General features: G+C 55.0%; 18 protein-coding genes and 1 tRNA gene. 10 read left to right on the top strand and 9 right to left on the bottom strand.

Annotated features, from left to right (window positions below; genetic code table 11):
* On the top strand, positions 1-951 hold the full coding sequence (gene gluQRS / locus Q0V70_RS05335; protein WP_297589276.1) for a tRNA glutamyl-Q(34) synthetase GluQRS: 951 nt from the start codon (positions 1-3) through the stop codon (positions 949-951).
* A 51-nt stretch (positions 952-1,002) separates the two neighbouring features.
* Here gluQRS and Q0V70_RS05330 read toward each other — a convergent pair whose 3' ends face one another.
* The 5 genes from Q0V70_RS05330 to Q0V70_RS05310 form a co-directional block, all read right to left on the bottom strand.
* Positions 1,003-1,575, bottom strand: coding sequence for a DsrE/DsrF/DrsH-like family protein (locus Q0V70_RS05330; RefSeq protein ID WP_297589273.1), 573 nt, complete (start codon positions 1,573-1,575; stop codon positions 1,003-1,005).
* Positions 1,576-1,597: 22 nt separating this feature from the next.
* Positions 1,598-3,286 (bottom strand): TusE/DsrC/DsvC family sulfur relay protein, encoded by a 1,689-nt coding sequence (locus tag Q0V70_RS05325; protein WP_297589271.1) that lies wholly within the window; start codon positions 3,284-3,286, stop codon positions 1,598-1,600.
* An 88-nt stretch (positions 3,287-3,374) separates the two neighbouring features.
* Complete coding sequence (locus Q0V70_RS05320) at positions 3,375-4,541, bottom strand: NAD(P)H-dependent glycerol-3-phosphate dehydrogenase (protein WP_297589268.1); 1,167 nt, start codon at positions 4,539-4,541, stop codon at positions 3,375-3,377.
* Between the two features lie 74 nt (positions 4,542-4,615).
* Positions 4,616-5,212, bottom strand: a complete 597-nt coding sequence (locus Q0V70_RS05315) for a DsrE/DsrF/DrsH-like family protein (protein WP_297589266.1) — start codon at positions 5,210-5,212, stop codon at positions 4,616-4,618.
* Between the two features lie 55 nt (positions 5,213-5,267).
* Entirely contained in the window at positions 5,268-6,992 is a 1,725-nt protein-coding gene (locus Q0V70_RS05310) for a TusE/DsrC/DsvC family sulfur relay protein (RefSeq protein ID WP_297589264.1), read from the bottom strand.
* A 154-nt stretch (positions 6,993-7,146) separates the two neighbouring features.
* Between Q0V70_RS05310 and Q0V70_RS05305 the strand changes: the two genes are divergently transcribed.
* Both Q0V70_RS05305 and Q0V70_RS05300 read left to right on the top strand, forming a co-directional pair.
* Complete coding sequence (locus Q0V70_RS05305; RefSeq protein ID WP_297589261.1) at positions 7,147-8,580, top strand: MurT ligase domain-containing protein; 1,434 nt, start codon at positions 7,147-7,149, stop codon at positions 8,578-8,580.
* Positions 8,577-9,416, top strand: coding sequence for a type 1 glutamine amidotransferase (locus tag Q0V70_RS05300; protein WP_297589258.1), 840 nt, complete (start codon positions 8,577-8,579; stop codon positions 9,414-9,416). Before Q0V70_RS05305 ends, Q0V70_RS05300 begins: the two co-directional genes overlap by 4 nt.
* Here Q0V70_RS05300 and Q0V70_RS05295 read toward each other — a convergent pair.
* Both Q0V70_RS05295 and Q0V70_RS05290 read right to left on the bottom strand, forming a co-directional pair.
* Positions 9,409-9,984, bottom strand: a complete 576-nt coding sequence (locus Q0V70_RS05295) for an NYN domain-containing protein (RefSeq protein ID WP_297589255.1) — start codon at positions 9,982-9,984, stop codon at positions 9,409-9,411. The two genes, Q0V70_RS05300 and Q0V70_RS05295, sit on opposite strands and share 8 nt — an antisense overlap.
* A gap of 183 nt (positions 9,985-10,167) precedes the next feature.
* The gene (locus Q0V70_RS05290) at positions 10,168-12,219 is read right to left on the bottom strand and encodes a TPM domain-containing protein (RefSeq protein ID WP_297589253.1); all 2,052 of its coding nucleotides are present in this window, start codon (positions 12,217-12,219) and stop codon (positions 10,168-10,170) included.
* A gap of 150 nt (positions 12,220-12,369) precedes the next feature.
* On the opposite strand from Q0V70_RS05290, the gene Q0V70_RS05285 reads away from it, so the two are divergent.
* The 3 genes from Q0V70_RS05285 to Q0V70_RS05275 are packed head-to-tail and all read left to right on the top strand — an operon-like array spanning position 12,370 to position 15,164.
* Complete coding sequence (locus Q0V70_RS05285; protein ID WP_297589251.1) at positions 12,370-12,747, top strand: cold-shock protein; 378 nt, start codon at positions 12,370-12,372, stop codon at positions 12,745-12,747.
* A gap of 48 nt (positions 12,748-12,795) precedes the next feature.
* Complete coding sequence (locus Q0V70_RS05280; RefSeq protein ID WP_297589249.1) at positions 12,796-13,614, top strand: DUF3027 domain-containing protein; 819 nt, start codon at positions 12,796-12,798, stop codon at positions 13,612-13,614.
* Between the two features lie 53 nt (positions 13,615-13,667).
* Entirely contained in the window at positions 13,668-15,164 is a 1,497-nt protein-coding gene (locus tag Q0V70_RS05275) for an NCS2 family permease (RefSeq protein ID WP_297589246.1), read from the top strand.
* Positions 15,165-15,227: 63 nt separating this feature from the next.
* On the opposite strand, the gene serC is transcribed toward Q0V70_RS05275, so the two are convergent.
* On the bottom strand, positions 15,228-16,352 hold the full coding sequence (gene serC, locus Q0V70_RS05270) for a phosphoserine transaminase (protein ID WP_297589243.1): 1,125 nt from the start codon (positions 16,350-16,352) through the stop codon (positions 15,228-15,230).
* 221 nt (positions 16,353-16,573) lie between these two features.
* Here serC and Q0V70_RS05265 point away from each other — a divergent pair, with 221 nt between their 5' ends.
* The 3 genes from Q0V70_RS05265 to Q0V70_RS05255 all read left to right on the top strand — a co-directional run bounded on the left by Q0V70_RS05265 (position 16,574) and on the right by Q0V70_RS05255 (position 18,400).
* Positions 16,574-17,287, top strand: coding sequence for a metal-dependent transcriptional regulator (locus Q0V70_RS05265; protein ID WP_297589240.1), 714 nt, complete (start codon positions 16,574-16,576; stop codon positions 17,285-17,287).
* Positions 17,288-17,443: 156 nt separating this feature from the next.
* Positions 17,444-18,208 (top strand): C40 family peptidase, encoded by a 765-nt coding sequence (locus Q0V70_RS05260; RefSeq protein WP_297589238.1) that lies wholly within the window; start codon positions 17,444-17,446, stop codon positions 18,206-18,208.
* Positions 18,209-18,327: 119 nt separating this feature from the next.
* Positions 18,328-18,400 (top strand) — tRNA-Arg (locus Q0V70_RS05255).
* 7 nt (positions 18,401-18,407) lie between these two features.
* Here the strand turns inward: Q0V70_RS05255 and Q0V70_RS05250 are convergent.
* Complete coding sequence (locus tag Q0V70_RS05250) at positions 18,408-23,042, bottom strand: acyl-CoA dehydratase activase-related protein (RefSeq protein ID WP_297589236.1); 4,635 nt, start codon at positions 23,040-23,042, stop codon at positions 18,408-18,410.
* 191 nt (positions 23,043-23,233) lie between these two features.
* Between Q0V70_RS05250 and Q0V70_RS05245 the strand changes: the two genes are divergently transcribed.
* Positions 23,234-23,845, top strand: coding sequence for a TetR family transcriptional regulator (locus Q0V70_RS05245; protein ID WP_297589233.1), 612 nt, complete (start codon positions 23,234-23,236; stop codon positions 23,843-23,845).
* Positions 23,846-23,860: the final 15 nt, after the last annotated feature.

Genomic DNA, 23,860 nt, shown 5'->3' with positions numbered 1-23,860 from the left:
GTGGGTCGAAGCGGCTTTGGCCGGTTTGCGCCCAGCCCGTCGGGAGTCATGCATTTCGGGAATCTGCGCACCGCGGTGGCAGCCTACCTGTTTGCTAAGTCCAGCGGGCGCGAGTTCTTGGTGCGAATAGAGGATATCGATACCGGACGGTCTCGTTCCGATTTTGCCGCCCAAGCCCTGGAGGACCTGACGGCGCTGGGTCTGCAGAGCGATGAAAGGGTTGTATACCAGTCGCAACGTCACGAGCTGTACCAAGCAGCTTTGGAACAGTTGGTACAAAAGGGTCTGGTGTACGAATGCTACTGTTCGCGGGCAGACATCGCAGCCGCTGCCAGCGCCCCGCATGGTAAACCCGGGATTTATCCGGGAACCTGCCGGGAATTGGGTGATTCAGAGCGGGTGGAAAAACAAGCCGCCCTGGCAGCGCAAGGCCGCAAACCGGCCTTGCGACTGCGAGCCCCGCAAGGAGTGGAATATACGGTACAAGATTCCCTGTTGGGGCCGCTGACCGGTCTGCTCCACGACTTCGTGTTGCGGCGTACCGATGGGGATTGGGCTTATCAGCTGGTCGTGGTGGTGGACGACATGAATCAAGGCGTGAATCAGATTGTGCGGGGGGCTGATTTGGCCTCCAGCGCTCCGGTGCAGGCCTGGCTCACCGAAACGTTGGGAGGTCGCCCAGCCAGTTATGCTCATGTGCCGCTGGTCATGAATGCGCAGGGGCAGCGCCTAGCCAAGCGAGATAAATCGGTGACCCGTCCCGAGCTGAACTTCCTGGGGTGGTCTGACCAACAGATTCTCTTGAGAGCGTTGGAAACGTTGGGATGGTCGGTAGCGAAAACTGACGCGACTGAACTGTTGACCTGTCCCACGAAAGAAATCCTGCAACAAGCCGCGACTACCTGGAGACCCGAAAACCTCCCCCCAGGTCCGGTTATCTTTCACCCTTAGGCAGTGTCACGCGGAACCATCGGCTCAAGCCAGTGTGCTGAGGAACCGCGATTAGATGAAAATAATTTGGGCGCCTTCCGATTTTTTGATGAATTCGGGGGCCGTGATGATTCCCGAAACCCCTTTAAACATCATGTTCTGGCGCAGCTCCATGAGGTCCACGGTCATTTTGCATCCCCACAGATGACCGCCCATTTCAACAATCTGCTCCAACAAATCGCGTACGGGGGGAATGCCGTTCTTTTCCATCATTTTATTCATGTACCAGGTGGCGAGGTGCGTGGCTCCCGGAAGATTTCCCAGGCTGGGAGGCATATAGCGCTTGCCCCAACCAGGGCGGATTTTTTCCAGGAAGGGAAGATGCAGAGCTGCGTTTCCCTGCATGGTGAATTTTAGGGAGTCCATGGTGCGTTTCGTGACGATGTCTAGACCCCAGAAAGTAAAGAAAATGTTGACGTCGATTTTGTCCGTAAGAGCTGCGATTGACATAATCAACGCCGGGTAGGCCATATCGAGGTTACCTTTAGAACAGATAAAGGCCATCTTGCGCTGGTCCACGTGTAGCAGGGGTTCCGAGACGCGCCAGAAATCCTGGTCAAAAAAATCAGCGGTGGATTTGTCCATAACTTCACTCTCCTGCAGGAACCTAGATACAGCCTACTGGTTTGGGAATTCCGGCCACGTAGGCGATAAGTTTCCCCGGTTTAAAGGGGAAAAGCTCGAACAGTTCGGAAATCGGGAAGCCTCCCGCCATTTCGAGACGTCTCAGCGTGGGGCTGACATGGTATTTTGCAAAGCTGTCCCGCGCGAATTCGATGACTTCCCAGTGTCGGGGCGTCATCTCTAAGTTAATTGCGCGAGCCAGGTCAGCCCCAATCTCGGGAGTCCACTGATGTGGCTTGGTCATGAACCCTTCCGAGTTCACGTCAATACGCACCCCACCGGCCTCGCGAAGCACAGGAATTTCTAAAACTTTTGTGGATATCGCCGCCGCCAGACAAGCGTTGGGATGGCGTTTCCAAGTGGGGGCGATAAAACTTGCGGAATCTTGAGAGAGATTCGGAGTGCTGAGTGGAGTCGTACCGTCAGGCCGCAGACCCCACCGACTAAATTCCTTACCCAAAAGCTGTATATGAGAAATTCTATCGAAAATTCGCAGACCCACCATGAGCACACTGTAGAACACGAACATGAACCGTTTTATGAGGTGGTTTCTGCGACTCTGCTTTAGCAGGGACAGGGGGCCCAAATAGGGAAAAATCCATTTTCCAGTCACTGCGGGCACGGTGTAAGAACGGTCAATCACGGTTGCCTGGTGGTAACCTGTGTCGACAATGCACATGGCGTGACCGTCATAATGGCGAACCATCGGTCTGCCGGCCATGTAATCAAGCAAGTTAGAAACTAATACCCGAGATTGGTATACACTTGCGGAACCTGATTTGGAAGTCGGTAAATCGGCAGTGTCGCCAATGACAAAAATATCCGGGTATTCACGATGTTGCAGGGTTTCCAGGTCGGGATGAATAAATCCCATCTCATCGCCCAGTCCGGAATCCACGATGAACTGCTGACCGCGCATGGGGGGAACGGTCACCAGCATGTCGTAGTCAACAACCTTCCCATCGTAGGAGTACATTCGTTTTTCTCCGGCATCGATGTGGCGCACCACGAAGTCAGGCTTAACCTCGATGTCGCGTAGGCGCAAGAGGTTAGAAAGATTCCGAGCGGCTACGGGCTGCTCAAAAACCTGGGATTGCGGGGTGACAATCATGATTTCGATATCGTCGCGAACCCGGTGTTCAAAGAAATAGTGATCGGCTTTCAGAGCGAACTCAATCGGAGCTACGGGGCAGCGGATAGGAAATTCAGAGATATGCACCACCAGGCGGCCGTGGTCGAAGGTCTGCAGTGCCCGGCGCAAGCGCCGCGCCCAGGCCAGGGTATAGAAAGAATAAATCCCCGTGTTCAGGACAGTTCCCCTCGTCATTCCCTCGACCAGCTCGGGACGGCACTCGCATCCCGTCGCCAAAACCAGGTAATCGTAGGAAATGCTTTTGGCCTGAGTGGTAATCGTTTTCGCGACCGGATCCACCGCGATGACTTTATCCTGAAGGAATCGGATACCGGGTAGAAAAGTTCGCCGCCGCCATCGCCACAGTAGTGGGTTGGGAACTTTTCCCATAGTCAGCGAGACAAAACCGGGCTGGTAGTAATGCCGGGCGGAATAATCGATGACAGTGATTCGGTATTCTTTGCTGTCCAAGCGGCGCACCAGTGAGTTTGCTGTGACTGTGCCGCCTGTGCCTCCGCCAATAATCACCACGTTTTTCATACCAGGCCCCACCGCTTCATGATTTCATCTTTGAAAGTCATTAAGAATTCTAACGAAATTTGTGCTGCTACGTGCCCTGTTGGGTGCCTCACTCCTGGCTAAACAGATTTTTAACGCGGTTGACAAGCTTCGTCAGCCCCCACACACGACCGGCATCGACAGGCTTCCAGTCCGAGTTCCAACTGCTTTGCTGCGAGGCCGCGAAAACATCCGCGGGATAAGCGGGCAGAGCTGCCGAGACCAAAATCTTACGAATGTCCACCTCGCCTCGAATTGCCTCATCCACAGCGCGCAGCAAAGGCAGTTCGTCCAACAGCTGCGGGCAGCGCTGCTCGATGAGTTTTACCGCCAAGGGGGTTGAGTGCACCCCTTCTACCGTATGTCCCGCCGCTTTCATCTGTGCTTCGGCTTCGACCGGGTGCTCGCCGCGCCCCAGGCGCATTCCGAAAAATTTATTACGCCCTGAAATGCCGGTAACCTCCAGGTCGCCTACTCCCGCCAGGCCAATGGCGGATTCCTGGCGTCCACCCAAAGCCTCGCAAACCAGAGACATTTCTCGAATTGCTTGGGCGAACACGGCGGCGCGCAAGTTGGATTGCGGAGAACCGGTTGATTCCTGAATACCCTCGGTCACGCCCAAAGCAATGGCATAGCTGTTCTTTAGAGGAGCCAGAACCTCCACTCCGGTCGTGTCCTCAGTAGGAAAGGCCCGGTAGTAATCGGTGCGTACCGTCCGGGCATAGTGAATCGCGGCTCCGAAATCCTGGCAGGCATAGACCGTTGCGGTAGGCTCGCTCAGTGCGCATTGGCGGGCAATGACCGGTCCTCCAATGGATACCAAAGTCGGCAGCTCGGCTCCGTTTTCGCCAGCAATCTGTTCCATCGCCTCAGCCAACAAATGTACGTGGCCTGCTTCGTCCTTGATAAAACCTTTCGTCAGCACCCATACCGCTCGCACGCGGCTGAAGTAAGGTGCTAAACGTCTGGTGATGTCAGGTAAACCAACGGCAGCAACGCAAATAGCGAGGACTTCCGCACCTTTTACTGCCGCGTCGAGGTGCTTGGCGCGATAGGTCTTAACCTGGGGCGCCAGGGGGACATGAATCGCCGGGTGAGTTTGTCCCAGAGCATAAGCATCCAGGACTGCATCGTCGTATTCGGTTCCCCACATGGCTACATCCCAGCCCGTGTCGATGAGCGGTCGGCAGAGCGCCGTGCCCATCGCTGACGCTCCTATGACGCATATCTTTGACATCGCTCACCTCTCAAATAAAGGATACCAAGCCACTTTACCCCACTGGTGACGAGGCAACCTACCCGGGGGGAAACTTAGATGAAGATAATCTGTGACCCTTCGGACAACTCGATGAAGGTACCGGCATCAATGATGCCTTTCACCGCTTTGTGTAGCATCCGCGGCTTGAGCTGCAGTAGGTCTGCTGTCATCTTACAGGCCCACATATTCGCACCCATCTGTGCGACCTGTTCCAAAAGGTCTCGTACGGGTGGAATCTCCATCTTGTCAATCTCGCGTTTCATGTACCAGGTGGCCAAGCTTGTCATGCCGGGAAGGACTCCGAGCGAGGGAGGCATGTAGGCGTTGCCCCAGCCGGGATAAAATTTGTCCAGGGCGGGCATGTGTATGGCGGTGTTCGCCTGCATGGTGAATTTGAGGTCGTCCATGGTGCGTTTATTGATGATATCGAGTCCCCAAAAAGTAAAGAAGATATCTACGTGGACGCCCTGGTTGAGTGCGGCGTGCGCCATAATCAGCGCCGGGTAAGCCATATCGAGATTTCCCTTTGAACAGATGAAAGCCATTTTACGGTTTACGTAGGTGATGGTTTCGCCAGGCGTGTCTTCGGCGTTGACCGCAGTCTGGTTGTTCCGGGGTTGAGACTGTGATTCCTCCGCTGCTGGTGCCATGATTTTTTCTCCTTCGATATGTCTGGAATAGGTCGTTAGATTCCTGGCGGGCTGTTTAGACGCATCCGATTGGTCTGGGCGCTCCCGCGATATAGGCGAGTTTCTTGGCTGGTTTGGTGCCAAATATGGCAAACAGGGCTCTGACGTCGAAGCCGCCAGCTTTGGAGATACGTCCCAGAGTGGGAGATACCGAATGTTTTTCGAAGTCTTGACGCACGAAGCGAATCACGGACCACGCCTGATCATCAAGCTCGATGTGTAGTGCCTGCGCTAGAGCCGCGGCGACCTCTTCATTCCACTGATCCTTTCGTGTCATGAAACCCTCATCGGTCACATCTATGGGCTTGCCGTTAACTTCGTGTATCACGGGAATGAGGTCGCCCTTGGTTGTGTTGGTCGGTATATTGGCTGGTTGAGGAGTTGTTTGGGTGGCTATAGGCCTGGAGTCGATGACCCGGACGATTGGTATCTTGATTTCCGGCTCCGCCTCGACGGGGGCGGGTTTTCTGCGGGGAAGAGGCGTCACCCCGTCAGGCTGCAACCCCCACTTGCGGAAGTCCTTGCCCGCCTTGGACATATCGTGCGGGAAAGGTAGCGTCAACCCGCGAACCAAAACCCCCCAATAGAAAACATAGAACGCAAGTTTCCCCAGGTGGTTCAGACGTGATTCGCCGAGCAGACGCAGCGGGCCGACATACGGGAGGGGAAACCTGCCGGTAACGGGCTGCACATCGTAGTTGAGGTCCAACAGCAGCGCCTTGTGAAACCCTGACTCAATAAAGCAGGAGGTGTGTCCATCGAAAGACTCGGTCATCGGACACCCGTTGAGGTAGTTAATGAAGTTCGGGATAAAGGAATCGGACTGGAAGTGAATCGCCGTCCCCGCTTTAGAGGTCTGCAGATTTCCGGCATCCCCGAGCACAAAAATATCGGGGTATTGTTCGGACTGCAGCGTGTGTTTGTCGATGGGAATATAGTTGCTCTCATCGCCTAGGCCAGAATCTGCGACATACTGTTGACCCATCACTGGCGGAATAGTAACCAGCAGGTCGAAGGGAATGTTACGACCGTCATATCCCACCAGGGTTTTGCTGTCCGGATCGATTTTCTTGACATTGAAATCGGTTTCTATCTCGATATCTCGTTTACGCAGCAAGTCTCCGAGTTCTGCTTTGGCTACCGGCTGTGTAAATGCGCCGTCCAGCGGGGTGACGAAGGTGATATCAACGTCGTAGCGGCGTCGACGCATAAATAGGTACCAATCTGCCAGGAGAGCAAACTCCAGGGGTGTGACCGGGCACTTGATGGGCATCTCGGAAATATGCACCACCAGGCGGCCGCGCTCGAAGTTCTTAAGAGCCTGGTGCAGACGTCCGGCGCCCGAGAGGGTATAGAAGTCAAAGACGCTCTTGCGCCAAACCTTCGGGTCGCTCATTCCCGGTACCTGGTCGGGACGAATGGTGCACCCGGTGGCGATGATTAGGTAGTGGTAGGGGATGGTTTCATTTTCCAGTTCCACGGTTTTCGCAACGGGGTCGACTTTCTTGATTCGGTCCATCACAAAACGCACCCCGGAGGGCAAGAATCTGGAGCGTTTCTTAACCACGGTGCGAGGTTTGTACATCCCAAAAGGCACAAAGAGATACCCCGGTTGATAGTGGTGGTTGTTGTCGCGATCCACCACCGTGATTTGGTATTCGTTCTGCGGTAGCTGTCGGTACAGCCGGTTTGACACAATCGAACCGGCCGTGCCGCCACCGAGAATGACAATTTGCTTCATCGCGATCTCCTTGGTCACGGCAGAATTACTTCCTGAGATTCATTTTTTACATAGCACACACCCTGGCAGTATTTTCAGCATTCCTTCATGCTAGTATTTAAATTTTATGAAGCTGCGATAAGGGTGGGGCAAAGTTTTTCGCTAGACTTTTCCTGTGACTAATTCTACAGCTGGCAACGTGCCTGCCCCCAATCCCCCCACCTCGCAGCCTCGACTGGGGTGGCGCGATCGCTTCGCGATTGCGGTAGGCAATGCCGCTGCCCGAGTCTCCCGACTCACTGGGCGCGGCAGTGGGGGCATGATTGGGGGTCGAGTGGCGCTGTGGCTGCAACCGGAGATTCTGGAACATTTGGCGGCGAATCGACTTATTGCCCTGGTCACGGGCACTAACGGGAAAACCACAACTACGCGGATGCTCAGTGAAGCGGTTTTGGAGGGGGGCTCGGCTGTAGCCTCAAACCGCGGCGGGGACAACATGACCCCCGGTGTTGTTACAGCTTTGATGTCGAACTTGCATGCTGGAGTGGCAGTTCTGGAAATCGATGAAATGCACCTGGAACTTATCGCGAAAGCGACCTGTCCACGGGTCATAGTGCTGTTGAATCTCTCGCGTGATCAGCTGGATCGGGTGGGGGAGATTGCGGTCATTGAAAAGCGCATTCGTGCCGCAGTCGATGAAAATCCGCAGGCCTACGTGGTCGCCAACGTGGATGACCCCCTGGTGACCTCGGCAGCTTGGGACAGTGCGCACCCTGTCTGGGTCGCGGCGGGCAAAGGCTGGAGCGGAGACTCGCTGACGGCACCTCGAACCGGCGGAGCGATTATTTATTCCCAGGATGAGCCGGATACGCTGACTGGCGAACCGCGTGAACTGGCTTCCGGTTTTGACCGAACGGTGTCGTGGCGTTCGGTTCCGGTTGAGGATTTGCTGGCCCAAGAGGTGCCTTGGGACAGGCCCCCAACCCAGTCCGATTTTGCCCGTCCTAATCCGAAGTGGATTTGGAAAGCTGAGAATTTCCACGCCGGTTCCCCCATGAGGCTGGTCGATACTGCCAGTGGGGAAGAAACGACCGCGACGGTGTGGCTCCCGGGGAGAGCCAATCGCGGCAACGCCCTGCAGGCTTTTGTTGCCGCGAGGCTGTTGGGAGTAGAGGCACAAAATGCTGCCGCAGGAATCGCCAGAGTGAGGGATGTGGCGGGACGCTACGCGAGTTTTAACGTGCAGGGACGCCACATTCGGATGTTGTTGGCAAAGAATCCGGCCGGGTGGATGGAATCCTTGACGATGCTCAATCCGCAGGCTGAGATCATCGTGGGAGTCAACGGTCAAATCGCCGATGGAACTGACCTGAGCTGGCTGTGGGATGTGAACTTTGAAGCATTGAGCGGAAAAACTGTGGTGGCCACGGGCGAACGCGGTGCAGATTTACAGGTACGTTTGAACTACGCGGGCATCGAAACGCGCTGGGCTCCGACAGTTTTGGAAGCTATCGAGATGGTTGAGCCCGGCGAGGTTGATATGTTGTTGAATTACACGAGTTTTCGTGACGCACGGGAAGAATTTATAGCACAGGGGTGGTTGCGGTGAATGAATCAACGTTGCGTATCGGGGTGCTGATGCCCGAGGTCTTGGGCACCTACGGGGACAGTGGAAACGCGGTGGTGCTGGCTCATCGCGCCAAGTTATTGGGATACCATTCTGAGATTGTGCATGTGAGCTGCACGGATGCGATTCCGCAGACTTTGGATATTTACACTTTGGGTGGCGGGGAGGATATCGCGCAAACCATTGCCTCGCGCCGTTTGTTGACGGACCGCGGATTGGAACGCGCGGTACAAAATGGGAGTCCCGTGCTGGCCATATGTGCCGCTTTCCAGGTCTTGGGAACTTGGTATACGGACGCGGAAGGCAAACGCACCGAGGGGGCAGGGCTACTGGACGTGGTGACCTTGCCGCAAGGGGCTCGGGCCATCGGAGAATTGGTCAGTTCCGCCAGCGGTTTACAGTTGGAGCGTGAGTTGACCGAGCCCCTGACCGGTTTTGAAAACCACGGTGGTGCAACCCTCTTAGGTAGGGATGCGCTACCGTTGGGCTTCGTGACCTATGGCGTTGGCAACGGCCAGCCCGGGGTGGCTCCGGGGTTGGCTGACGGGGTCAGCGCAGAAGCCGGAGTGCAGCAGGGACGTGAAGTGAGTCGGGAGATTCCCGATGGTTACCGTGCCACAGAGGACGGAAAAGCGGTGGAGGGCTGCGTCCAGGGATCCATCATTGCGACCTATATGCACGGACCGTGCTTAGCGCGTAACCCGCAGCTGGCGGATTTGTTGCTAGCACGCGCTGTGGGGGCGGCCCTTCCGCTGGCAATACCGGAAATTCCAGGGCTGCAGCGTTTGCGCCAAGAACGTCTAGCGGCGATTAAATAAAATCTTCCGGGACAAATTCGTCTAGCACAATTGCTCCGATACGGGGCAGCGGCGCGTTGAAAGCGTGAATTTCACGCTCCAAATCCACGATTTTCAGACCGCTTTCCTCAAGAGTGCGCAACTCGCCAGAGAGAAATTCTTCAAATCCCACCACCGTAACATCATGGTCGTTACGCAGTAAACTGCGCAGTTGAGGCTCGAAATCCCCATCGTGAGAAACTAATACCACATTTCCGTATTCTTGTTTGTCGATGGCCTCTAAGGTGCGCTGAATGCCAATGTCAACGACCTTTTCATCCCCCTCAGAGGTGAGGGGAATCGGCTGATAATCCATCGCTAACAAGGCTTGGACAAAAGTCATGGGCATATGGGCCGATGCGTTCAAAAAGAACAGCCCTTTGGTCTGTCCGGGAAAAGTTTCCGAAACGTAGTCGCGAACCCGATCCCAGCGGGGGCGTTCGTCAGGGTCGGGGCGACGTCCCAACACGCTCAATCCCAAGGTGGCGTCGATGTTTTCGCCATCGACCAGAAGGTAAGTTGTTTCTTCTTCAGGAATTTGCAGTTTCATTGAGTTTTTCTTTGCTTATGGTGTTTTCTTTAAATTTTCACAAATTGAACAGCCGAGATTTCCCACAGAAATCCCGAAATTTTCAAAACGTCTCAGTAGTTTACAACTTTTTAACCGTGGCGTCAGTCGGATAACTTTCCGAAAAACATCTCTCACCCAGCCGGGTTAAAACAAATTGTCTGGCTATTTAGCCGGGGTAGGGAAAGCTGCTGGAATCCCGCTACCCAGCTGAATCAACATTTCTGCGCTGGTGGAGAGCATCGTCATCCCGATGAGCGGTTCTTGTGGGAGCTTCTCTCGCGCTTGGGCGATAAGTTGCTCGCAGCGAGACAGTTCCAGCTCTATTTGTGGGTCAATGCTCTTGCGGCGCAGCATTATATTCGTGCGCAACAGCTCCAGATGTTGTAGCTCCCACGCTAGACGCTGCGGGAACTGTGCTTGCAGCTGAGCCAAATCTTGGGCCAGAACCGAAGTGCCATAAACATTGAACAGGTTGGCTTGCAGTCCGCAGAGTTTACTCAAGGCCTCGATTGGATCTCCCTGCCCAGCCAGAGCCTGGCGGGCCTTTTCCATTGTTCGTAAGGTGATGGCAATCTCTTGGCCAATTGCATCGGGGTCGTAAGTGCGGATGGTTTGCACGTTCTTATCCAGTGTTTCCAACATGGTGGAAAGGTGTTTTGTGGTTTCGGATAAGAATGTGCCGAGTTTTGTGATGTGTTCCAAAGCGAATTCGGTCTGGGTGACAGCCCGTTCAGAACCGCGTGTGTAGCGGATTGCGGTCTTGGTCTCGCCCTCCTTCAGGCACTGTTGCCCGGACAGGATGCCTTTGTAGGCTGCCTTTAACAACCGCTTCGATTGGTTTAGGTTCGCGTTGGCATGCCCCAAATTCGCTTGCGGATAGTCAATTTCCAGCTGTTTTTCCACAGTCTCAACTTGGGCCAGAGACTTCCGGGCGCGGTTCCAGGAAGCTGCCAACCGATTCAGGGAAGCTCCGACCTGGTCAGGGTTATGGCGACGTTTCGCGAATGCCAGTACCTCAGCGGACAGAGCCTGCTTTACTTGCCGAGCCGAATCCTCAACTTGTCCGGCTTCCTCGGAGCTGACTAAATCCGCTCCCGCCAGCCAGTTCAACAAAGCATTGGCTTGTTCTCGAGAGAATTCCAGGGTAGCGGCGAAGTTACGGGTTTCCGCTTCTCCGAAGGCTTCCACGGAAGCGTGCAAATCTTCGGTAGCTGCAAAAATGGACTCGTTCAAGTCTTTCAAAGCCTTGAGTCCACGTTCAAAGTTAGCTTCGCTTTCCGCGGCGGCGGCCTCATCAAAGAGCATTTCTGGCTCTGGATAGACCGGTGCTTCCGGCTGAAGCTGTTCCACCGGTGGGGCCACAGCGTAGACATCTGCCGGAACTGTTTCTGGGGTAGCCTCGGCAACATAGGGGGTGACGAAGGGTTGCTCGTCATTAGTTGGAGGTATGCTTCCTGCCGCAGTTCCGGGGGTAAGCGCTTCGCTGCTTTCAAATTCGCTGTCGTGATCAGCACTCTCAACCGCGTCGAAGTCCACGGTATCTTGAGGCTTTGCTGCGGTGTTGTAGGAATTTCGCCGATAAATCGCGATAGCCAGAGCGACGGCGACCAACATCGCCAAAATGAGCATGAGGATGAACCAGTTATTGGTGGAGCGTCCTGAAACATCGGCGTTGTCCGCAGGGGCCGCCGCACCAGAACTTGCGGACATGGCCAGATCCATTAACTGCTGGACGAAAGAACTCACGCCTGAAGCGTATTCGCCGTTACTCAACTGATAAGGCAAAACCTGCATTGCCCGGTCGCCCGCTTGGGCGCTGTTGATAGCTGAACCTGCGGTGGAAGAGGCCGCAATCTCACCCGCGCCGTCCTCATTGGGGCTGTAGGCAATTGAAAGCAGATAAGAGTTGGCTTCCATGTGCGACAGTTGCATCGTTTTTTCGTTCCATTCGCGGGGAGAGAGCTCACCGAAATCGGGGACGATGGCGATATAAACCGACATGTTGAAATTCTTGGCGGCTTCAATGGAACTTTTCACCTGGTAGATGCCGTCATCACCCAGTTTGTTGTCGGGGTCGTAAATCTGGTTGCTGGAGATATCCAGGGGATCTGCTGCGGGTTGAATAACAGGAGAAGCCTGAGCGAAGCTCGCTGGAGCGAACCCCACCATCAGTAAAACAAAACCTACCGCTATGGAACGAATTCTTGAGAACACAGTAACTTTGCTACTTTCTTCCGAACAGAACAAACGTCACCTACAACTTTATCTCAGCTGGGGCTTGCAGTTAGACTGGTTGGGTTGAGATATTTGCCGAAATCGTTAGATTTGAGCGGTAAGCGAACCAAGATTTACAGAGGAGGACATGTGCCGAGCGGGAAAGTGAAATGGTACGACGCTGTCAAAGGCTTCGGGTTCATAGCCGGAGTTGATGGTGAAGAGGTGTTCCTGCATGCCTCGGCTCTGCCTGAGACCGTGGTGGACTTGCATCCCGGTACCAAGGTCGAATACTCGGTGGTCGATGGTAAACGCGGACGCCAGGCCATGAATGTGACCGTGGTAGAAAAACTTCCTTCCGTCGCCAAAGCGCAACGCAAAAAAGCTGCCGATATGGTTCCTATCGTAGAAGATCTCATCAGGATTCTTGATGATGCTTCGGGAAGTCTGCGACGGGGAAAATATCCCGAAAATGGCAAACAGATTGCCAAGATGCTGAAAATTGTGGCGCAGTCTTTCGAAGCGTGAGCATCTCCAGAATGAACCAGACCAAGAAGTGACACGAAGGAGCTTTTGATGGCTCGAAAACAAATACAAACTATTCAGCCAACCGGGACGCCGGAACCCGACTCAGTACTGGCTAAACAGTCCGACCTGGCCCGCGATGCTTTAAAATCTATTACTAAAGACACAGAAGTGGGGAACCACCTGCGAGTGGAGGCGACTGGCCAGCGGTTGGTGACGCACTTTTTTGAGTGCCTGAAACCGGGATACAAAGGCTGGGTGTGGGCAGTCAGCCTGACCCGAGTTCCGCATGGACGGATTGGTACGGTGTGTGAAACCGACCTGCTGCCTGCTGAAGGCGCCTTGTTGGCACCCCCGTGGGTGCCGTGGTCACAGCGGTTAGAGCCCGGTGACCTGGGGCGCAAGGACCGGACTCCCTACGATCCTGACGACCCGAACCTCGACCAAGGATATGAAGCCACCGACGAGGACGCTGATCAACTGGCTCTGTGGGAACTGGGACTGGGACGGAAACGGGTGTTGAACCGGGAAGGCCGCAATGCGGCGGTGAAACGCTGGCTGCGTGACGTGCATTCCCGTACCGAACTGGACCGTCACGGTAACCCGCCGGAGAATCCCTGCTCTACCTGCGGTTACCTTTGGAAAGTCAGTGGTTCGCTGCGTCTGGAGTTTGGCTTGTGTACCAATGCCTGGAGTCCTGACGACGGACACGTGGTGGCGATGGATCACACTTGTGGGGCGCACTCAGAAACAGATGCAGACCTGACACCGAGTACGCTGCCGGTGGGGAGGACCTTTTTGGACGACAAATCCTTGCAGGAACTCAATCCGGATGAGATTACCCTTTCGGGAAAAGCTCCGGACGCATAAGCCTGTGACGTTGCGTTTTGGTTTATCGTCACAGAAAAGACTAGCGTTAAGCGGTGAGCAATAATACAACGAAAACTGCAAACAATTCCGGTAATAAAACCACTAGTGGTTCCCCGCGCACCAACAGAGGACTTGATGGTTTTTTCGAACTCTCCAAGCGTAAATCTTCCGTAAGGCAAGAAATCCGCGGCGGCCTGGTGACCTTCTTTGCGATGGCTTACATCTTGGTCGTCAACCCCTCCATCCTGATTGCGGCGGCCGGCGCCGGTGGAGCTGAAAATGTCACCCCCGCTTCCATCGCAGCTGGAACGGCTCTGGTCGGCGGCTTGATGACTATCCTGATGGGGCTGGTAGCAAACTTCCCCCTAGCGCTGGCTGCCGGCATGGGGCTGAACGCGATGGTGTCTTTTACCCTGGTGCTTGGTCCTTTCGGACTGTCCTACGGCGAAGCGATGGGACTCATCTTTTGGGAGGGCGTCGCCATCACGTTGCTGGTGGTCACGGGTTTCCGCGAAGCCGTCTTTAATGCCGTCCCCAGCCAGCTGAAAGTCGCTATCTCCGTTGGCATTGGTTTATTCATTACGCTGGTCGGCCTCATCAACGCGGGGGTGGTTCGTCCGGGAGGCACCCCGGTTCAGCTCGGTATTGGAGGATCCTTTGCCGGCTGGCCGATGGTCGTGTTCCTCATTGGTTTTGTAGTCATTTTGGTTCTCTACGTTCGCAAGGTTCAGGCGGCCATCCTCATCGGGATTGTGGTGTCTTCCGTTCTCGCGGTCATTCTCCAAGCGATTCTCAAGATTCCGCTGATGACTGATGAGACTGGCAAAGTCGTCAACGAGACCGGCTGGACCAAGAATGTTCCTGCTCTGGAGGGCTCGCCCGTACAACTTCCGGATTTCGCCACCTTTGGTCAAATTGACTTCTTTGGGGCATTCGCTAAGCTCCCGGTAATTTCCGTGTTGCTACTGATTTTCTCCCTGATGCTGGCAGACTTCTTTGACACCATGGGTACGATGGTCGGTGTTGGCGCCGCCGGTGGTTTGCTCGATGAGAAAGGCAACCCGCCGCGCACTCTCCAGATTCTGCTCATTGACTCTCTGGCTGCTATGGCCGGCGGCTTGGGCGGTGTTTCCTCGAACACGTCCTACGTGGAGTCCACCTCCGGTGTTGGCGCGGGAGCCCGTACCGGTTTGTCTTCCGTCGTGGTTGGGGTGTGTTTCCTGCTGTCCATGTTCTTTGCTCCGCTGGTAGAGCTGGTGCCGGCAGAAGCTGCGTCAACTGCTCTGGTCTTTGTGGGATTTTTGATGATGACGCAGGTGGCGGACATAGATTGGAAGAACGCGGAAAACGCGATTCCGGCTTTCCTGTCTATCGCCATGATGCCTTTCTCGTACTCGATTACCGCCGGTATTGGTTTTGGCTGCATTGCTTTCGTCATCGTGAAATTAGCGCGCGGTAAGTTCAAAGAGATTCACCCGTTGATGTGGGTGGTAGGTATCTTGTTCGTTATCTACTTCGCCCTGGGACCCATTCAGGCTCTTTTTGCCTAACTGAGTCCCGCAACAAAAGACCCGGCCAAGACGTTGGTCGGGTCTTTTGACATTTATTTCCGGCTAGAGGCGTTCGACGACGTAGTCGAGACACGCCAGCAGCGCTGCCGTGGCGGCGGGGTCGGTCGAGGGGAAAGTTCCGATGCGCAACTGGTTGCGTCCTACCGCGCGGTACGGGCTGACATCTACAATGCCGTTGGCGCGCAAAATCTGGAGCAGAGCCGCGGTGTCAACAGAGCCATCGAACTCTACGGTAGAAACGACCGGGGAGCGCTTTGCGGGGTCTGAGACAAAGGGAGAAGCGAACGGCTTCGATTCGGCCCACGTATAGATTGCATCCGAGCTGGCGCGAACCCTCTGTTGCGCCGCCTGAAGCCCGCCGAGGCTATCCAACCACTGCAGTTGGGAGTGCAGCAATTCCAACGTAGCGATGGCCGGCGTATTCAAAGTCTGGTTCTTTACGGAATTTGCCACTGCAGTTTTCAAGTTCAAGATGGAGGGAATCCAGCGACCCGCGGAGGGCTTTTCGGTAATCTCAGCGGCACGGTCCACCGCTTGGGGTGAGAGGAAAGCGAACCACAGCCCGCCATCTGACCCCAGAGCCTTTTGCAGGGAAAAATAGTAAGCATCAGCCTGGGTTAAATCGACCGGTACAGAACCGGCGATGGAAGTCGCGTCAATCAACACCAGCTGATCCGCGTGACCCAGGCGTTTCACCGGCGCAATCGCCCCGGTAGAAGTTTCCTGCTGCGGCCAAGCGTAAACATCGGCCTGCTCGCTAAGCTGCGGAAGGGTCGAGTCGCCCAACTCCGCCTTGGTAATCAGTGATTCCTCAAGGAAGGGCGCCCCCGAAGTCTCTGTGGCAAATTTTTCACCGAAAGAACCAAAAACGGCATGGGCGGCAAGGCGGCGAACCAAAGACGCTGTGGCGGCAGCCCAAAAGGTGGTGGCTCCGCCGTTGCCTAGAGCCACCGTGTAATCAGCGGGAACCTCAAAAAGGGTACGCATCCGAGAGATACAGTCGGCCACCAAATCCTTTACCGGGGGCTGACGGTGGGAAGTACCCATGAGGATTGAATTACCCAAATGCTCCAGTTGCTCACGACGAATCAGGGTGGGGCCGCAGCCAAAACGGCCGTCTTTCGGTAAAAGTTCGGCGGGAATCTTTAAGTTCGCATATTCACTCACATTTTGATTATGCCACCACCCGCATCAGCCCGAACAATCCGCGGAAGCCAGCCCCAAGGCTCTTGTGAAGAATAGAGAATCAGACCGGGAACACTGATTGAAGGAACGAACCTGACCGGAGAGGTGCCCGCTAGTTAAGAATTTTGATAAGTTAGAGTTGTTCTTGGCGGCGTAAAACCTGATTGTTGCTGAGAAGTCACGATGCAGAAAGAGCCACGCGAATGAGTGAACTGGTCGATACTACGGAAATGTATCTCAAGGTCATCTACGAGATGATGGAAGACGGAGTGGCTCCGTTGCGAGCCCGAATCGTGGAGAGATTAGGCCATTCAGGGCCGACAGTCAGTCAGACCATCTCTCGCATGGAGCGCGACGGACTGCTGAGTTTGGAAGACGACCGGAAAATTACGTTGACAGAACAGGGGTTGCACGCGGCCACCGAAGTCATTCGCAAACACCGGCTGGCGGAACGGCTCTTAACCGATGTCATTGGTCTGCCCTGGGACGAAGCCCACGATGAAGCCTGCCGTTGGGAGCACGTCATGAGCGCAAAAGTTGAGTCCTTGCTCCTGGCTCTGCTGCAAATGCCCGACCAAGATCCCTACGGCAATCCGATACCCCGCCGGGTTAAGAACTATAAGAATTTCGACCCCGCCGTTGAAGGAGCTACCCTGGATTCTTACTGGCGCCGTCACCCTGACGGAGGAACTGTCCAGATTGGAAGAATCGGAGAGCCGGTGCAGGCCTCAGAGGGTGTTCTTAAGAAATTAAGTGAAGCCAAAATGTTACCTGGCTCTAAGGTTACACTCAGGTTTGATGATGGTGCTGAGATTGCCGCACTTTTCCTTGAAAGTACAGGGAAAAGTAGTGAAAAAGACTCGCCGGTAGTAGCAATTCCTCGCGACCTTTTTAAGCATTTTTTCATAAAGCTATAGGCAAAAATTGTCCAAGTCTTGTCAAAATCACGGGGAATTGTTATCCAAATGTGACATTTGAATTTCTTTGGTGTAGTGTTAGGAACACGTTCTTAGGACGGATTGAACCGTCCGGAACCTGAACTTGAAATCAGGCCTTCAAGGAAAGGGACAAGGTTGGCTAACACCACTTCACGGGCTCGGCATCGCGCCGCAACAAAGCCTGTTACACCTTTAGATTCTTTGAAAAATATCGATGGAAAGAAAGGGTTTGTAGCCGCGGCCTCCGCCGGTTTGGCATTGGGCACCGTTTGGGCCGGCTCGGCCATCGCTGCTCCAGAAGCCGCAGACACCCCTTCCCAGGCTAAAGTACCGGTTTCCGCCCAGGTAGGCGATGCTGTTGCGCAGGCACACCTCGCCGTTGCCGCCAACCCGGTGGTAACTGCCCCGGAGAACGTGGCCTGGACCGAAGGCCAAGTCGAGGTACCGGCTCAGCAACAGCAAGCGCAGGCTCAGACTCGGCGTGCTAATAACAATCACGGCACTGCTAATCGCAACGTCGGCCACGCCGCGGTTTCGGCCGCTCCCATTTCCATCCCGGCCAATATCGCCGGTGGTTCTATTGCAGACATTGCCCTGCGCTACCAGGGAGTGCCCTACGTTTATGGCGGAACCTCTCCTAATGGTTTTGATTGCTCCGGTTTCGTCGGGTACGTCTACAACCAGGCTGGGATTGCCCTGCCCCGCACTTCGTGGGGGCAAGGCGCCTCCGGTAAGCATGTTTCCGCTGGGGAAGCCCAAGCGGGCGACATCGTCTACTATGGCGGCCACGTTGGCGTGTACCTCGGCGAAGGCAAGATGGTCCACTCTCCGCGCCCTGGCGAATCCGTGAGGGTGCAGCAGGTTTACGGCAACCCTGAATACGTGCGCATCGGCCAGTAACTTTATAACTTAGTCGAGTGGAGTCGGGATTCCGGCTCCACTCTCACTTTTTATCACAGTCGGTCTTGTGTCAGTCAGGTTTAAAATCACGCTGAAAACACAGTAGACTTGGTAACGTTGCCCTCGTAGCTCAGTGGATAGAGCAACCGCCTCCTAAGCGGTAGGTCGGCCGTTCGAATCGGCTCGGGGGCGCTTTCGTTTATTCTTGGCTGGGCAAGGTCGGCATACCCAGCAGTGCCGGTTCGTCCGGGGTGGGACAACACGTTGCGGCGGATTTAGCCGTTGACAATTCGGGCAATTCCGCCTCCGACTTGCTGAAGTCCAAATCGCGCCCCTCATTAATCTTTGCGGTCGAAATCATGAGCTTAATCCGATTCAGCTGGTTTACGGCCGAAGCCCCGGGGTCATAGTCGATTCCGACAATATTTGCCTGGGGATAGCGGTTGCGCAACGGTCGAAACATGCCTTTGCCAACAATGTGGTTAGGCAGGCAAGCGAAGGGCTGCACACAAATGATATTTGGGCAGCCATCTTCAATCATGTCCACCATTTCAGAAACCAAATACCAGCCTTCACCAGCTTGGTTACCCATGGACGCAATGTCTTTGGAACGTTCATACATATCCATGATGTTGCGACCGGGCAGGAATTTGCCGTTGGTGGCGGACATCGCCTTGTTCACCGTTGCGGTATATTGGCGCAAAACCCACAGTGCCAGCGGTTTTGTAAACCGGGATATCGGATTCATCCCCAGGTTTTCCCAGTCCCATTTCCCGTCCGCCAGCGAGTACTCAAAGAACTGCAGTAGGCCAGGAAGGACCGCTTCGCAGCCTTCATCCTCGATGGTTTGTACCGCGTGATTGTTGGCGTAGGGGTGGAACTTGACCAGAATCTCTCCGACAATCCCGACCCGCGGTTTGCGGGGGATATTCCGCAGCGGGAGGGCATCGAACTCGCGCACGCATATCTTGGTGAGCTTGGAGTAGCTGACGCGCCCGAAACCGCCGACCCGTTTTCCTCCCGAAGCAAACCATTCGCGCCACAATTCGTTCCAGCGCTCATAGAGAGCCATCGCGGAACCGGGAGCCGCCTCGTAAGGGCGTACCCGCAGCAGCATCTTTTGAATGGCATCGCCGATGACCAAGGCTTGAATAATTCGATGATAAATCGGAATCGTAAACGTAAACCCGGGATTTTCCTCCAGCCCCTGCAAGGACATGGCAATAACCGGAACCTGCGGATATCCGGCATCTCGCAGTCCCTTGCGCAACAGCGAAGCATAGTTCGTCGCCCGGCACATACCGCCGGTCTGGCTCATGGCTACGGCAGTTTTATTCGGATCGGCCCGTCCAGAGACGAATTCGTCAATGAGCTGACCCAGCACCACCAGCGAGGGGTAGCAGGCATCATTATTGATGTATTTCAGCCCGGTCTCCATGGTTTGGGCGTCAACATTTTCCAGTAGCCGAATGTTGTACCCTTTGCGTTTCAGAATCGGCTCCGCGATACGGAATTGGATGGTGGCCATTTGCGGCACCAGAATGGTGTAGCCCGCGTCTCGCATCTCTTTCGTGAAGGGATGTGCCTCGTAGATGTGGCTCGCAGGATTCTTGGCGGCAGCAAAGACCGAGGATAGGGGACTGGGTACCCCCTCCGGGCGGGTGGGGCTGACCGGGAAAGTAGCCACCGTCGCCGACGTGAGAGCCTCACCAGCGGCCTTGTAATCGTTTTGAGCAGTTTCGGTCGAAGTATTGGGCAGGAAACTTATGTTTACACTGCCCGTGTTGTCAACGTTAGCGCTGCCGGTTAGGCCGGCGACGTTGATGGTGTTTTCCTTACGTTTGGTGCGTTCCTCGCGCTCTATGGAGGCCGCGGCTAGGGAACGCAGCCGAATGGTTGCCGCTCCCAAGTTTGAGACTTCGTCAATCTTCAGTTGGGTAAAGATATCGTTTTGGCCTTCCAGGATTTCTTGCACCTGCTCTGCAGTGACGGCATCGAGACCACAGCCAAAGGAGGTCAGCTGTACCAGCTCCAAGTCTGGTTCCGCGGCGACTCGTGCGGCTGCCTCGTACAAGCGAGAGTGGTAAGTCCACTGGTCACGCACCCGCAGGGGTAGTTCCAGACGTCCGTCAGCGATAGAGTCCTCCGTCAGTACGGCCATGCCCAAGCTGATAATCGCCTCAGGAATCCCATGATTGATTTCCGGATCCAAGTGGTAGGGACGACCTGCTAGCACCACACCGCGCTTGCCGTTTGCGCGCATCCATTCCAGAGCCAGACGACCCTGCTCGCGAATCTCGTTTTTGACCCGCGCGTCCTCGGCATAACCGGCGTGAACTGCAGCGGTGGCCTCCTCGATAGTGACGTTCCAGTCAGCAAAGACTTCAGTCAGACGTTTCGCCACAAAGTCTGGGTCTGCCATGTTTAAGAACGGCGAGATGAAGCGCACTCCGGGGGCATCGAGGCTTTCCAGGTTGTGACGCAGAGCCTCGGGATAGGTGGCTACGACCGGACAGTTGTAGTTATTATCCGCTTTAGGATTGCGGGGCATGTTGTAATTCACGCAGGGGTAGAAAATTGTTTTCACCCCTTTTTCCAGCAGTTGCTCGATATGCCCGTGAGCCAGTTTCGCCGGATAACAAATATTTTCTGAGGGGATTGATTCCATTCCCTGTTCAAACAGCTCGTGGGAGGACCGCCCCGAAATCATGACGCGAAAACCGAGTTGGCTCAAAATTGTGAACCACAGTGGGTAATCCTCATACATCCCCAAGACCCGAGGGATGCCGATATCCCCGCGAGTGGCTTTGTCCTCAGTCAGACGACGGTAAGCGAACAACCGGCGGTATTTCCAGTCATAAAGGTTTGGAGTCTGGGACTTTTGAGGCCGTTTTTCCAAGCTAGCGCCGCGTTCGCAACGGTTGCCGGTGACGTGGCGAGAGCCGTTAGCAAAGGTAGAAATCGTTACCTTGCAGTGGTTTTGGCAAAAATTGCAGGTTTTGTGGGTAGTTTCGACATCGAAAGCATCCAAATCCGCCAAGCTGGCTAACGTGGACTGCGTGGTGGGGTCGTCGTGCATTTTGGCGCTCAAGGCCGCCCCGTAGGCTCCCATCAGACCGGCGATATTGGGGCGAATCACTTCGCGTTTCGTCAGTAACTCGAAAGCCCGCAAGACGGCATCATTCAGGAAAGTACCTCCCTGCACCACGACTTTGTCGCCCAAATCTGAGGGATCTTTGAGTTTGATGACTTTATACAGGGCATTGCGCACCACCGAATACGACAGACCCGCGGCAATAGCCCCGGTATCGGCGCCTTCCTTCTGGGCTTGCTTGACCGAGGAGTTCATGAATACGGTACACCGGGTACCCAGGTCTATCGGATCGGGGCTCTGCACCGCGGCGGCGGCAAACTCCTGCACCGTGGTGCTCATTGTGGCGGCAAACGTTTGTAGGAACGAACCACAACCGGAAGAACACGCTTCGTTGACCGAAATCGAGTCGACGCTACCGTCCTTAATCTTGATGAATTTCATGTCCTGGCCGCCGATGTCCACCACCGAAGTCACCCCCGGAGCGATATGGTTGGCCGCCCGGTAGTGAGCCATAGTTTCCACGACCCCTTCGTCCAGGGTCAGCCCGGCCTTTATCAGGCCTTCCCCGTAGCCGGTAGAACAAGACCGCCCGATAGTGGTGCCTGCCGGAAGATCCTGGCGAATCCGGCGAACAATGTCGATGGCTGCCCGGAGAGGATTGCCTTCATTCGTGGCGTAATGAGAGAAAACAATGCGGTCAGACTCATCGATGACCACCGCTTTAATGGTGGTAGAGCCGGCGTCAATCCCCAGCCAACAGCGTCCTTTCGCTTCCTTTGGGTCCAGAGACTGGATGCAATTGCGCTGGTGACGTTGACGAAACTCCTTCAGTTCCGCGTCGTTGTTAAACAGCGGGCGCATCCGGGTGGACTCGTGGACGACTTCGGCCTGTTTCAGGCGTTCAATCAGGACTTCTAGGCGCTCCGGGGTGGCAGCTTGGCCTCCCGCACGCCCTCCGTCGGCCAGTAGGGCGCTGCCCAGGGCCACAAAGAGTTGCGCGTCGGGGGGTGTGTAAAAGTTTTCCACTTTGGGAAGCAGTTTTTCATAAGCCTGGCGCAGTTCCGGCAGGAAGTGCAGTGGGCCGCCCAGGAACATGACGTTGCCGCGGAGAGGGCGGCCGTTGGCGAGGCCCGCAATAGTTTGCGTAGCTACCGCCATGAATACAGAGGCGGCAATGTCCGCGTGAGCGGCACCTTGGTTCAGCAAAGGTTGAATGTCGGATTTGGCAAACACACCGCAACGTGAAGCGATGGGGTAAATCGTTTGTGATTGCGACGCAAGCCTGTTCATCCCCCCGGCATCGGTGTCTAGCAGGGTTGCCATTTGGTCGATGAAGGCCCCGGTTCCTCCCGCACAAGACCCGTTCATTCGTTGCTCAGGAGTCGGATGCAGGTAGGTCAGTTTCGCGTCTTCCCCGCCCAGCTCGATGATGACGTCAGTGTGAGGACTATGTTTGCGCACCGCTTCGGTTTCAGCAATGACTTCCTGGACGAAAGGAACTCGCATTGAGTTAGCAACCTGGAGACCGCCCGAACCGGTGACTGCGGTTTGCACAGTCACGTCGCCCAAATCGGTGAGGACATCTTCCAAAAGCTGAGTGAGTTCGCGACGCACATCGGCCTTGTGACGGCGATAGTCGGCAAAGACTTTTTGCCCTTGTGCGTTGAGGGCCACCGCTTTGACAGTGGTGGAGCCCACATCAACTCCGAGGCGGATGATGTTCGCGGGGGTAACACTCATACGATTGGCCTCAATTCATTTGCTTGCCGTGCTTGCTAGGAACATATCCAGAAAACTGAGAAATTTTAACGCGTTGAAATTAGAATAATATAGAACACAGAATCCTTGGGCTTACCGGGAAAATGGCCGTAGAGCCTAGAGAATTAATATTGAAACTCGAAAAAATAATTACGTAACGTAAGGCTTGCTAAATGGGTAAGAATACTAACGCATCACGAAGAGGACCCACGGGGCCGCGGGGGAAAACCCGAAAAAGAATCCTTACAGCTGCCAACGCGGCATTTACCGAACTGGACTATAAACACGCTACCTACCGCGAAATTGCCCGCCGCGCTGGAGTCGATCCGGCCCTCATTGCGTATTACTTTCGTTCCAAGTCTCAGCTCCTGCGGGAATCGTTGGCATTGCCAGGAGACCCCAAACAGTTGATGACAGCAGCATTGGCGGATGGTCCTCCGGAAGAAACCGGACACCGTTTGGCTGCCACCATCCTGAATACTTGGGAACAAGCCGCTACCGCAGGAACCTTGGAGACGCTGTTTAATCTATTGCTGCAAGATTCGGCGACCCAACAGACTTTTGCGAACTATGTGGAAAACCAGATTATGGCCAGCATCAGGGAATATATTGGGACGGATTTGGATTTGCCCATCGAGCTCATGATGAGCGCGATGCTGGGGGTTCTGCTGTCCCGTTACGTGGTCAAGCTGGAGCCTCTCGCCTCCATGAGCCGCGAGGACCTGATTGCGGTGCTGGGAACCGTAATTCAGCGTTTATTGGGGCAGCTGGAAACCGTGGGGTAATCATGACTGCAAGTT

Source organism: uncultured Mobiluncus sp. (assembly GCF_947087965.1).
GTDB lineage: Bacteria > Actinomycetota > Actinomycetes > Actinomycetales > Actinomycetaceae > Mobiluncus.
This window is presented reverse-complemented; position numbering and strand designations above follow the sequence as displayed.

Coding starts and splice junctions, on each gene's coding strand:
- Q0V70_RS05315 (WP_297589266.1), bottom strand. CDS start 5,212: ATGGCACCAGCAGCGGAGGAATCACAGTCTCAACCCCGGAACAACCAG.
- Q0V70_RS05295 (WP_297589255.1), bottom strand. CDS start 9,984: ATGAAACTGCAAATTCCTGAAGAAGAAACAACTTACCTTCTGGTCGAT.
- Q0V70_RS05265 (WP_297589240.1), top strand. CDS start 16,574: ATGAGTGAACTGGTCGATACTACGGAAATGTATCTCAAGGTCATCTAC.
- Q0V70_RS05250 (WP_297589236.1), bottom strand. CDS start 23,042: ATGAGTGTTACCCCCGCGAACATCATCCGCCTCGGAGTTGATGTGGGC.
- Q0V70_RS05330 (WP_297589273.1), bottom strand. CDS start 1,575: ATGGACAAATCCACCGCTGATTTTTTTGACCAGGATTTCTGGCGCGTC.
- Q0V70_RS05310 (WP_297589264.1), bottom strand. CDS start 6,992: ATGAAGCAAATTGTCATTCTCGGTGGCGGCACGGCCGGTTCGATTGTG.
- Q0V70_RS05320 (WP_297589268.1), bottom strand. CDS start 4,541: ATGTCAAAGATATGCGTCATAGGAGCGTCAGCGATGGGCACGGCGCTC.
- Q0V70_RS05325 (WP_297589271.1), bottom strand. CDS start 3,286: ATGAAAAACGTGGTGATTATTGGCGGAGGCACAGGCGGCACAGTCACA.
- Q0V70_RS05245 (WP_297589233.1), top strand. CDS start 23,234: ATGGGTAAGAATACTAACGCATCACGAAGAGGACCCACGGGGCCGCGG.
- Q0V70_RS05280 (WP_297589249.1), top strand. CDS start 12,796: ATGGCTCGAAAACAAATACAAACTATTCAGCCAACCGGGACGCCGGAA.